We start from the raw sequence: 13003 nt of genomic DNA on the forward strand, positions 1-13003 counted from the left end.
TGTTTGTTTGCTACAAATTTAATAGTTCTTTATTAGCTATTAAACTTCTTCTACAATAATTTCGTTATCTATATAAACTAATATTTTTTTGCTTACAGAATATCCTATAGTTTTTAATACATGTGCATATTTTAATAATTGCTGATGGTATTTCTTATCGGGTTTTCCCGTCTTGTAATCTATTACTATAACATCATCACCCTGAAACACCAAACGGTCTGGAATTATTATCTGATTGTCAGCCGTTACAATTTCCCTTTCATTATAAACTGTTACATCTTCTGAAAAATAATCTTGTAGCTTGTTATGATTTATAATTTTAGATACAATAGTAGTAATGTCATCTTTTTTATTTTGCGGAATCTCACCTTGTTGAATTGCTAATTTTATAACATTATCCACATCTGAAACAGTTTGTATTTTAGCCATTAATTCATGTACTAAATTACCATAGTCTATCGCTTTTCCTTGCTCTGTTCCCCATAACTTAGATGAACTAGCCAACATAACTATATTATGATCTTTCCATGGTGTTGAAATAAAAGTATCTTGTATAGTAATGGTATTTTCTTTTTGTTTTTTAACACTGATACGTTTAGTATCACCGAATGTATACACTAACTGATCATCTTTCCACAATTTTTGAGTTTTTAGATAATTGATAAAAATACCCGAATAATGGTTTGTGCTTTCTGCTCCATTTCTAAGTAAATATTTCTCTGTGATGATATGCAATTGCTCTACTGCTCTTGTTAAAGCAACGTATAAAAGATTAAAATTATCTAACTCTAATTCTTCTTGTTGAAGTTGATATATTTCTGACCCTTTATTGTTTACATTTTGAATTACTGAGGTTGCGTTGATTAACAACTCATTAAAATTTCCGTATACCTCTTCTGGTAAATCATCAAACCAAACTTTTGGGTCAATTGTTTTGTAAATTTCTAAATCATATGGAAAAATTACTACCGGAAATTCCAAACCTTTACTTTTATGAATTGTCATAATATTAACAGCACTTTCGTTTTCTGGCGCTATTATGCTCAAAGTTTCTTGTTTTTCATTCCAATACTCTAAAAAAGACTGCAGATCTACCCCTTTTCTCTGCTGGTCTAACACAACATCTAAAAAAAACTGTACGTAAGCATCTGATGTTCTCACTAGTGAAAAACTCCTGATAATTTGTTCAATTTTTTCATAAAAAGGCAATTGATAAAATTCATTTAAATCGAAATAAACGCCTCTCTCAGCTAATACTGTAAAAAAGTTTTCTAATGGTTCTTTTACCAAAGCGCCTATAAACTCATGAATTGCTTCTGATATTTGCAAATGCTCATGAATAAAATATAACAATTCAAACCTTGTTTCTTGATCGTTTGGGTGATGGATAGCCTTTAACAAATTGACTATAAAATTAATTTTAGAACTGTTTTTCAACAACAATGTTTCCGAGGATACAATAGTTACACCGTTCTCAGATAAGTAATTAGCTACTGCAACACCATCTTTTTTCTTTCTAACTAATACACATATTTCGTTTAGTGCATATTGTTGTGATAACTCTTGAATAGTTTCCAATACTTTTTGAGGAAATTTAATTTTATCCTCTTCTTTATCAGGAAGCTTCTCTAAGAAACTAATTGAAACACAACCTCCTTTTTTTGCGTTTTCTTTTTGTGTATTACCTTCTATAAATAATTGCTGGTATTCTTTATTTTGAAGAAAGTTTGCTGTATGCTGAAAAAAACTATTATTAAAATTAATTACCTCAGCATAACTTCTGTAATTTGTATCTAGTGTTTTTACTTCTTTTGGAGCTTGAAAAGGATTGTAATTATCTTGTCCCAAATTAATAAATTGCTCAGCCTTACCTCCTCTCCATCTGTAAATTGCTTGTTTTCCATCTCCTACTAACAACAAACTACTAGCATCTTGTGCTAAAGCATTATCTATTAATGGAATTAAATTTTGCCATTGTAATACAGAAGTATCTTGCATTTCATCTATAAAATAATGCATAAATCGCTGGCCAATTCTTTCATAAATAAACGGAGCTGGTTGATCTTTTATATTATCAGAAATTAACTGATTAAACTCTGCATTTAATCGTATGTTATTTTCTTCTTTTAAATTCTGAAGCTCTGAATGTATATTGTTAAGTACCGCTAACGGAATTATACTTTTTAATGCTAAGTTATTTAATAAATATGCTCCATAATATTGCTCGTATGCATTTTTAGATTTTTGGTATAAACTTTTAAAATCTTGGTATAGATCATCAATACAATCTTTAGTATCAATGGTTGCTTTTGCTGCATATAATTTTTTATCAGACTCAAAATTTTTATTTATTCTGCCATCAAACTTTAAATCTGTATGCTTTAGTAGTTTTAATTTAGTAAGCTTTTCGAAATGTTTTGGAACTTCTCCGGAATTAGCAAAATCTGAAAATTGTAAATTATTATTTTTTATGAGTAATAAAGCTTCTTCACCAATGTTAGAAAACAATATTTCTATTGTAGAATTTACTTCAGATAAACGAGCTTTTAACTCAAAAAAATCTTGAATAGATTTATTTGCTAATTTTCTAAAATGCTTTGTGTCTTCTTCATTTAGCAGAATTTTAGAAAAGTTATGAAGATCTCTAGAAATATCCCATGATTTATCTGCATCAATCTTAGACAGTGAAAAATCTATTAACAAATTTGTTAATTCTTTATCTGTTCCAATTTTTGATATTAGAACATCTACTGCTTGCCTTAACAAAGAAGGACCATCCATTTCTACTTCAAAATTTAAGGTTAGTCCTAAATCATAAGCGAAATTTTTAATAATTTTATGGGTAAAACTATCAATAGTTGTAATCGCAAACGCAGAATAGTTTTGCAAAACAGCCTCTAAAATCTTAGCACTTCTTTTTTGAATTACAGTAACATCTAAAGAAGTTTCATTAATTATTTGAACTAGCAAATCATTATCTATCCCTTCAGAAAAATCGTGTAAATTATGCATTACACGTTCTTTCATTTCTCCTGCTGCCTTATTGGTAAATGTTATTGCTAATACTTTTTGAAATTTAAAAATATCTTCTGATGTCAATAATATTTTTAAATATTCTTTTACTAACGTAAATGTTTTTCCGCTACCTGCAGATGCGTTATAAACTTGAAAAGTAGATGGTTGATGCACAAATGAATTTTTATGCAATTTAAATAAAAAACCCCTTAAAATAAGGGGTTTTAAAAAAGGTTTATTTACTTAATGCTGATATAATATCTGAATTTATTTTTATAAAATCTTTGTTTTTAGCTTTTTTAGACAACTCTAAAGCCCTTTTAGCCACAAGCAAAGCTTCTTTATTTTTACTTAAATCTTGTAAAATTAACGCCTCTCTAGTAACCTGGAAAAACAATGCATTATCTGAAGATGTTACTTTTTGAATATAAGTTAAAGCTTTTTGTAAATCTGTTTTTGTTTCATGATAATATAAAGCCGCTCTAAAATACTCAGATGTACTTGGCCCAGACAATGATTTATCTATTGATTTAATTATCTCTTCATGTTCACTAACCTCGAACGGAATTACAATTCTAGTATTTTCCCACTCTATAAACAAATCAGCACTTTGCAATGTAACGTTTTGAAAAGTCATTGAAAACGTTTCTATTGTTTCTTGAATTCTTTGTACAGGAATATCTAAACTTATTATTGGAGTTTTTTCTTTGTAATTGTTCCAATTTGTACTTTCATAAACATACCATTTCACCTTCCATGAACTCTTTTCTGGAATTGTTAATAAAGTATAATCTCCTTTTTCTAACAACTTTCCATTAATAATTATTGATTTTGAAAATGAAAACTTAGTTGCAATGTTTGCTCCTGTTCTCCAATATTGACCATAAGGCAATATACCATTGAAAATTTTTCGGTTCTTTTTACTAGGTCGTGAATATGCTACCTCAACCGTTGTTAATCCTATATCTTGACTAAAAGTTGCTGTTGAACTTAGATTAGGAATTTTTAATTGCGCTAGTATTGAAGCACTCATAAACATAAGTGCTATAATTATATATTTTTTCATGATTTTTTATTGTTGATTAAAGTAAACAGAAGGCGATACTCCCATTAAACTTTTAAATGATTTATTAAATGTTGTTTTAGAATTAAAACCTGCTTCTTGAGCTAAACCAAAAAAAGTAAGTTGTTTTCCTTTTTCACTTTTTGCCAAACTAACAAACTCTTTTATTCTATAATAATTTACATACTCAAAAAAATTCATCCCTATATTTTCATTAAGTAGCCTTGAAAGCTCTGGACTATGCACACCTAACATTTCTGCTAGTTCTATTTTTAAAAGTTTGGCATTTAAATATGGCTTTTTTTCAATCATAATTTTCTCTAACGCTAACTTTAACTTATCCAAATCAGCCGTAGTTAATTTAGATTGATGGTATTTTTTCTCTTTAACATTTGGTATAGCTATTAAAACAGATGGTTTTAGCAACATATAATAACTGATAAACATGACTATAAACGTTAAAACAATCCATATATAAGGTCTTGCTGTTCTTTCTAACATTGGAAACCCTAAAAAGCTAGTTAAAAAGAGAACTAACCAAACTAACATACAAAAACCTGTAACTAACAAAAACCCATAAATAAAACGAGTATAAGGAACATAAGATGCAACTTGCTTAAAGTCTTTTAGAAAAAATTGATAACTTTTAAAACCAAGTACCCAATACCAAATATTAACCACCAATCCAACAGCATGACATATATAAATAACTGTCATTAAAGGTAAAGTTTTACTTCTTTCTATTTGATATTCATTAGAAGGTATGATAAAATACCCCAGTATAAATAATGAATAAATTATTCCCGGAAAGTAGTGGATAGTTTTTTCTTTAGTAAAACTTTCTCTAAACAATACAGATCGGACAAATAAATAGATAGTTGGACCAAAAAGTAATGCTGAAAATTCAGACATTGCATTAAGCCTGAAGTTTTTATTAAAAATTTCAGCACTATATAAAAACTTACCTAACAAACCTACAGTTAACATAATTAACAGCACCAATAAAAATTCATTTACTTTCTGACGTTTTTTTATTGAAACCAATAAAATAGTTAGCAATAATAAGCTTTGAAAAAAACCAAAATAAATTAATTGCTCTAAAACAAATTGCATGAAATTACTTTTTATGACGGGAAATTAATCAATTTGAAATTGATGAACATGATTTAATTCTTCATAAGATGATAACGGATATTTATTAGAAAAACGCTCAAAGTCTTTTACTGAATCCCAAGCTACTATTGTCATCAAACTAGGCTTGTAATAATAACCTGTTGGAGATTCTCCATCTTGAAGTTTCAATACAACTTTCCCTCCTAATTTTTCAACATTTTTTTTCCATTGATTGTAAAAAGACATGTTATCATTGTCCTTATTCCAAAAAGAAGTAACCACGTTGTATTTATTTTTTGATATTGTAAAATGAGTATCTTTTTTAATCTCAAAATAAATCAGCCCAAAATAAGTAAATAATTCTCTTCTTTGCTGGTGAAAGTCAGCAACTTCTTTTTCAATGTTAGCAATAAATCCTCTTCTTTTTTCAATATTTTCCCACTTTCCAAAAACAAAACTATTTGGTAAATGATTACCTAAGGTTAGTTTTTTTATTTTAAAACCAGATTGTGGTTGGTAAGAATAAGCATAGCCAACCGGATACACTGTTTCTTTATATCGGTCAAAACGTTTATTGAAGTCTTTTTTTACTCCTGTTAAAATAAGCACATCTAGCACTTCTCCTTTTTTAAAGTGAAACTCCTTTTTACCTTCTTGTGCAGAAATGCAACAACAATATAGTAGCAAGAAAATTAACTTAACAGATGATACATTCATTTTTTACTGTTTTAAAATTACAGCACAAAACAAACCTAAAACTCATTGAAAGTAAAGAAAAAACAGGTACGCATACCTTATGTGTACCTTAATTTGAAGGTTATAAAACGAAAAAGCTTATTAAAAAGCACCTTTCTTATCTACAATTATTAACAGCTATATAAAACAAGCTATCTTTTGAATGATTTATCCTAAACCAACATCTAAAGACATCATAACAATAAAACCACCAATAAAACCAAGTGTGGCTATATCTGTAAATTTATCTCGTTGTGTTTCGGGAATTACCTCTTCAACAACAACAAAAATCATTGCCCCTGCAGCAAAAGCAAGAGCATACGGTAAAATTGGCGTAAAAAATGATACTGCTAAAGCTCCAAGTACTGCTGCAAACGGCTCAACAATGGCTGATAATTGTCCATACCAAAAACTCTTAAACCTACTAACACCTTGTCTTCTTAAAGGCATTGCTACCGCAAACCCTTCTGGAAAGTTTTGAATACCGATTCCAATAGCTAATGATATGGCTGCAATAATCATTTCTGTTTGTTCTACACCAACCATTGTAGAGGCTGCTCCAAACAATACACCAACAGCTAAACCTTCTGGAATATTATGTAAAGTAATTGCTAATACTAGTAAGGTAGTTTTATGCCAATTTGTTTTTACGCCTTCTGCCTCATCAACACCAAAATTTATATGTAAATGAGGTAACCATTTATCCATCCCAAATAAAGCTAAAGCACCTAACGCAAAACCTACTGCAGAAGGTAAAACTTTAACAAATCCTTCTCCTGGACTATTTTCTATTGCTGGTGATAACAAACTCCAAAAACTTGCTGCCACCATAACTCCTCCGGTAAATCCTAACATTCCATCTAAAACAGCACGATTTAATTTTTTAAAAAAGAACACTAAACCAGCACCAGCTGCTGTTAAACCCCATGTAAACAATGACGCAAATAAGGCGCCTAAAATTGGATGTTCTTTACAATAATCTACTATTTGATCAAATAAACTCATATTTTTTGAATGTATAAATTATTAGCAATCTTATTGGAAATAGTCATTGTATTTCCTTCTAATTTAATAGATAAAGACCCATCAAATGGTTCTTTTTCTAAAACTGTTATTTTTTTTCCTAAAGCTATTCCTTGTTTATCTAAAAACTGCAAAAACTCAGAAGAGCTATCATTTACCCCTACACAAACACCACTTTCTCTTACTGATAATGTTGCCAGTAAGCATTTTTCTATTTGTTGAAAATTCCCTTTACTATCAGGTATAGGATCACCGTGCGGATCTTGCTTTGGAAAACCTAGAAAAGCATCTAGTTCATTTATTAATTTAGGTGATTTTATATGTTCTAATTGCTCAGCAACCTCGTGAACTTCGTCCCAAGAAAAATTCAACTTATCCACTAAAAAAACTTCCCATAATCTATGCTTTCTAATAATAGTTATAGCTGTTTTTTTTCCAAAATCAGTTAATGTAACTCCTTGATACTTTTTATAAACTACTAAATCTTTTTCTGATAGTTTTTTAATCATATCAGTAACAGAAGACGCTTTAGTTTCTAATTTTTTAGCAATAGCATTGGTACTTATCCCTTTATCTGTTAAAACAGCTAAATGGTAAATGGTTTTTATGTAATTTTCTTCTGACTGACTAAACATAGTACAAACATACAAAAATTTGCTATATGAAAATATATTTTTAGCCTTGTCTAAAAAATATTTTATATTTGCGTAAATAATTTTTTAAATGAGACTGTTAACAATTCTTTTGCTTGGTATTATTAATACAATAAATTCTCAAAAAATCGAAGGGGTTATTACTTCTTCAAAAGGAGATGTTATCCCTTTTGCTAATGTGTATTCTAAAAATAAAAAAATCGGAACCACCTCAGATGAAAATGGAGTATTTAAACTTAATATCACTCAAAAAAAAATAACATTAGTAGCGTCTGCAATTGGGTATTTATCTGAAACCAAAAACATAATTTTTACAAATACTGATAATAAACAGATAGATTTTGTACTTACAGAAACCGATGAGATTTTAAATCAAGTAACAGTTACAGGAACTAGAACTGATAAAAGAAAAACAAATAGCCCTGTAATTGTGAATATAATCAGTAGTGAAACATTAGCTGATGTTGAAGCCTGTAACTTATCTGAAGGATTAAAATTTCAAACAGGATTGCGAGTAGAAACAGACTGCCAAACTTGTAGTTACACTCAACTCCGAATGAATGGATTAGCAGGTGGCTATTCTCAAATATTAATTAACGGGCGTCCAATATTTAGCCCATTAACAGGTTTGTATGGTTTAGAACAAATACCAACCAACATGGTTGAACGTATTGAAGTTGTTAGAGGTGGCGGTTCTGCATTATACGGGTCTAGCGCCATAGGCGGAACTGTAAATGTAATAACTAAAGTTCCTACAAGAAACAATTACAGTATTGGTTATACATATCAAAATATCAAAGGAACTTCTGACCATATTATTAATGGGAATGGCACACTAGTTAATACTAATAAAACATTAGGAGCTACAGTATTTTTTAATAGTAGAGAAAGAGGTTTGTTTGATGCTAATAATGATAATTTTTCAGAACTACCTTCCTTAACCAACCTTGCATTTGGTGGTACTATATTCTATACCCCTAATAATAATGAAAAACTTGAAGTAAGTTTTAGTAAATTGTATGAATATAGATATGGTGGAGACATGATAGAAACAAACCCATCATTAGCGCTACAAGCAGAAGAAAGAACTCACAATGTGTATATGAGTAATATTGATTACCAAAAAAACTTTAACAATAATAAAACTTCATTTATAGCTTATTTAGCATCACAATTTACTGATAGAGATCACTATACTGGAGTAAGACCAGATGTTGGCTCTCCAGAAGATGTAAATCATTTACAAAACTTACCATACGGAACATCTGAAACTACAACATTACAAGGTGGTATTCAACTAAACCATAAAATAGAAAACTTTATTAGTGGAGATAATATTATCACATTGGGTTCAGAATTTATAAAAGATGATGTTTTTGATGATATTGAAACCTACAATTATACTGTTGACCAGACAACTAAAAACCTAGGAGTGTTTTTACAATCAGACTGGGAAATAAATTCAAAATGGAATCTTTTAGCAGGAGTTCGATATGATAATCATACATTAAACAGCCTAAAAATTGATAAAACTCAAAAACAAATAACCAACAATGTATTAAGCCCAAGGGTATCATTATTATACAAGCCATTTGATAAAACACAAATTAGAGCTACTTGGGGTACAGGTTTTAGAGCTCCACAGGCGTTTGACACCGATTTACACATTGCTTTTGCAGGTGGAGGCGTTTCCAGGATACAACTTTCTGATAACCTAAAAAGAGAACGTTCAAATAGTTACACAGTTTCATTTAATTATGACAAACCAACCGAACATTATATATACGGATTCACCATTGAAGGTTTTTACACTCAATTAAATAATGCTTTTGTTTTAGAAAATATTGGGGAGGACAATTTTGGAGAATTATTTGAAAAAAGAAATGGTGATAAAGCTACAGTAAAAGGAGTTACAATAGAATCTAGATTTAATTATGAAGGTATTTTACAATTAGAAACTGGCTTTACCTTACAAGAGAGTTTTAATAGAACCCCTGTTAACTACTCTACTGACTTACCTACTATTAAAGAGTTTTTAAGAACCCCTAACACATATGGATATGCTACATTTTCTTATGAACCTAACACAAAATTTAACAGCGCAATAAACTTAGTTTATACTGGACCTATGAAAGTACTTCATTTAGCCTCTCCTGAAAACTTACTTAACGATGAATATTATAAATCCCCTGACTTTGTTGAACTTGGTTTTAAAAGTAGCTATATTTTTAAACTACCAAAACTAAAAAGTAATGTGGAGATCTCGGGAGGTGTTAAAAATATTTTAGACAGTTATCAAACAAACTTTGATACTGGAAAAGAAAGAGATAGTAATTTTATTTACGGACCAGCAAATCCAAGAACATTCTTTATCGGGTTAAAATTCACAAACAACTAAAGTAATACAATCACAATACATACAAAAGCTCTTAACATTAAATAAACATTCTAATAATGCAAGCATAATTTGGTAGTAACATTGTATTAACAATATACCCTCACATTTGCAGGGTATAAAAAAATACAAATATTTATAATGAAAAAAGTACTACTAATTGCTTTATTAAGCATTTGTCAGTTAATTTTCTCTCAAGAAAAAGGAACCGTAGCTGGTATGGTTACTGATAAAGAAATGAATAGTGAACCTTTACCGTTTGCTAATATTTTTATAAAAGGAACATCTATTGGAGGGACATCTGATATGGATGGAAAATATTCTATACCTGTTCCTGCTGGAAATCATGTTTTAGTTTTTAGTTTTATTGGTTATGAAACAATTGAAAAGCCAATTATAGTTGTTGCTGGTAAAACTTTAACAATTAATCAAGAATTAGGTGCTAGCCAAGGTGTAGCACTAGACGAAGTAGAAATAAAAGGAACTACTAGTAAAGAAAAATCAAGTGCTTTATTACTTGAACAGAAAAAAGCAACCGTTATTAAAGAAAGTATTGGTGCTGAAGAATTATCACAAAAAGGAGTTAGCGACGCTGCAAGTGCCGTGTCTAAAATCTCTGGTGTTTCTAAACAAGAAGGATCTAGTAATGTATATGTACGTGGTTTAGGCGATAGGTATTTAAACACTACCATGAATGGTTTATCATTACCTTCTAATGATATTGCAAAGAAAAATATAGACTTAGGTTTATTCCCTTCAGATATTATTCAAAATGTTTCTATCAGTAAAGCATATTCTTCTAGTTTTTATGGTGATTTTGCTGCTGGTAATATTGATATTTCTTCAAAAGAATATAACGGTAATGGTTTTTTTGATTTAAATATTGGAACTGGTGTTAATTCAAGAGCAGCTGGCGAAAATTTCAAAAAAAGCGAAGGTACTGGTCAATTTGGTTTCTATAATAGATATCAACACAATCCATTCGCTGTAGTATTATCTCACGGAATAGATCCAGTTGATGCTGGAAACCCAATTAATGGTTCCATTGGTTTTAATGCAGGAAAATCATTTGAATTTAAAAACGGATCAAGATTAAGCCTTTTTGGTACTGCTTCATTTGATAGAAGTTTTCAATATAGAGAAGGACCATTAGTAGATTATACAAATGTATTTAAAAAGGTGTTTCCAAACTCTAAAGAATACGAATATTCTACAACAACAACAGGGATGTTAAGTGCTACTTACAGAATTAACAGCGACCATAAATTAAAATACACTTCATTATTTTTAAATAACTCAAGCGATCAAACAGGATACTATGGTTATAAAGGTTTAGGTCAAAATCGTGATGCTTTAATTAACACTGATCAAGGTTTTTATCAAATGAATGTTCAGTTTAACCAAGATTTAGTTTTTGTAAATCAAATTACTGGTGAGCATAAATTTTATAATGATGAAGAAAGAGAAGATTTAGAACTTACATGGGGAATAGGATATAATAATGTATATGCTCATGAACCAGATAGAAGGAGAATTAGTATTGAAAATTATCATTTAGCTTTAGATAATAACACAGCTACTAATCCTGTTTTCTTTATTAACAACTCTTTTGATAATCAGAGATATTTTCAAAAAATCATTGATGAAGAACTTAACAGTAGAGTTAATTTAGCGTATAAACCAACCGAAAAGTTAACATTTAACTTTGGTTATAACGGAAGAACAAAACAAAGAAATTTTGAAAACATCAGATACGGTTATGAAGTATTAGATAGAAATGCTACTCCAATTACAGATGTTAACAATTTAGATGCACTATTTGATATTAATAACATTCAATTTTTCCAGAATCAATCAGGAAAATTATTCAGATTAGATGTATTTAATCAAATTCCAGGATATAACGGAGACAACATTGTTAGCTTACCTGGTGTTAATGAAAATGAATATGTTGGAGACTTATCAATACATGCAGGTTATGTTTCGTCAGAAATTAAAGCATCTGACCGTTTAACTTTAATTCCTGGTATTAGATTAGAATCATTTACTCAAGAAGTTAAATACGATGTAATAAACATTGATCCAAGTGATCCAGGAGCAAGAAAAGTAACCGAAACTTTCTTTTTACCTAACTTAAATGTAAAGTACTCATTAACGGAAGACCAAAACTTACGTTTTAACTTTAGTAAAACTGTTTCTGTACCTGAATTTAAAGAAGTAGCCCCTTTTATTTATGAAGGTATTGGACAAAGAATAGCTGGTAACCCTAACTTATTAGATGACCCTTCGTTTTCAGAGATATACAATGCAGATATCAAATACGAATGGTTTATGTCAAGAGATGAATTATTATCATTTGCTACGTTCTTTAAGCAAATTAACGACCCTATCAACTTAGTTGCTGAAAGTAGTGCTGCAGGTAATCAACGTTATTTCAGAACCAGTGAAAGTGCTGAAGTATTTGGTTTAGAAATTGAGACTAGAAAAAATATTATAAAAAATGAAGATGAAGAAACTCAATTATCTGCTGGATTCAACTTCACTTATATGTACACCAATCAAGATTTAATTCAAACAATTCAGGGTGGATCTTCTCAATTTACCACTTCATTTAATAGAAGCAGTGATAAACTACAAGGAGCATCAGACATTCTTTTAAATGCAAATTTAAATTATAGCCCTACTCAATTTGATAATTACAAACCAATTGCCTCTTTAGTGTTCTCTTATTATTCTGATAGAATTTCAGCATTAGGTGCTGGTACGCTAGGAAACATTATAGAAAAAGGAGTGCCTACATTAGATTTTGTATGGAAAAATAAATTTGGAGAAAACTGGGAACTGAATTTAAGTGCAAAAAACTTATTAGACCCTTCTATAACTAGAGTTAGAGAGGACAAAGCCTTAGGAGATATCATAATTTCTGATTTCAAAATAGGGAGCACAATATCATTAGGATTAAAATACAAACTATAAAAAAGAATATTAAACTATTAAATTAAACTT

Annotated in this window: 8 protein-coding genes; 2 read left to right on the forward strand and 6 right to left on the reverse strand. The window is 29.7% G+C overall.

What is annotated here, in order from left to right:
• Nucleotides 1-39 precede the first annotated feature (39 nt).
• The 6 genes from ACFQ1U_RS11700 to ACFQ1U_RS11725 form a co-directional block, all read right to left on the reverse strand.
• A complete protein-coding gene (locus ACFQ1U_RS11700) occupies nucleotides 40-3189 on the reverse strand; it encodes a UvrD-helicase domain-containing protein (RefSeq protein ID WP_386108572.1) in 3150 nt (1049 codons plus the stop codon).
• Between the two features lie 61 nt (nucleotides 3190-3250).
• A complete protein-coding gene (locus ACFQ1U_RS11705) occupies nucleotides 3251-4081 on the reverse strand; it encodes a DUF2911 domain-containing protein (protein WP_386108574.1) in 831 nt (276 codons plus the stop codon).
• 6 nt (nucleotides 4082-4087) lie between these two features.
• Nucleotides 4088-5191, reverse strand: coding sequence for an AraC family transcriptional regulator (locus ACFQ1U_RS11710; protein WP_386108576.1), 1104 nt, complete (start codon nucleotides 5189-5191; stop codon nucleotides 4088-4090).
• 24 nt (nucleotides 5192-5215) lie between these two features.
• The gene (locus ACFQ1U_RS11715) at nucleotides 5216-5908 is read right to left on the reverse strand and encodes a hypothetical protein (protein ID WP_386108578.1); all 693 of its coding nucleotides are present in this window, start codon (nucleotides 5906-5908) and stop codon (nucleotides 5216-5218) included.
• Nucleotides 5909-6094: 186 nt separating this feature from the next.
• Nucleotides 6095-6931: a ZIP family metal transporter gene (locus tag ACFQ1U_RS11720; protein WP_386108580.1), complete on the reverse strand. Its 837-nt coding sequence runs from the start codon at nucleotides 6929-6931 to the stop codon at nucleotides 6095-6097.
• The gene (locus ACFQ1U_RS11725; RefSeq protein ID WP_386108582.1) at nucleotides 6928-7584 is read right to left on the reverse strand and encodes a metal-dependent transcriptional regulator; all 657 of its coding nucleotides are present in this window, start codon (nucleotides 7582-7584) and stop codon (nucleotides 6928-6930) included. The genes ACFQ1U_RS11720 and ACFQ1U_RS11725 overlap by 4 nt, the downstream gene beginning before the upstream one ends.
• Before the next feature lie 88 nt (nucleotides 7585-7672).
• On the opposite strand from ACFQ1U_RS11725, the gene ACFQ1U_RS11730 reads away from it, so the two are divergent.
• A complete protein-coding gene (locus ACFQ1U_RS11730) occupies nucleotides 7673-10000 on the forward strand; it encodes a TonB-dependent receptor (RefSeq protein ID WP_386108584.1) in 2328 nt (775 codons plus the stop codon).
• 138 nt (nucleotides 10001-10138) lie between these two features.
• Complete coding sequence (locus tag ACFQ1U_RS11735; protein ID WP_386108586.1) at nucleotides 10139-12973, forward strand: TonB-dependent receptor; 2835 nt, start codon at nucleotides 10139-10141, stop codon at nucleotides 12971-12973.
• The last annotated feature ends 30 nt before the right edge of the window (nucleotides 12974-13003 follow it).

Source organism: Tenacibaculum geojense (genome assembly GCF_042676005.1).
In the GTDB taxonomy this organism is placed as follows: Bacteria; Bacteroidota; Bacteroidia; order Flavobacteriales; family Flavobacteriaceae; genus Polaribacter; species Polaribacter geojense.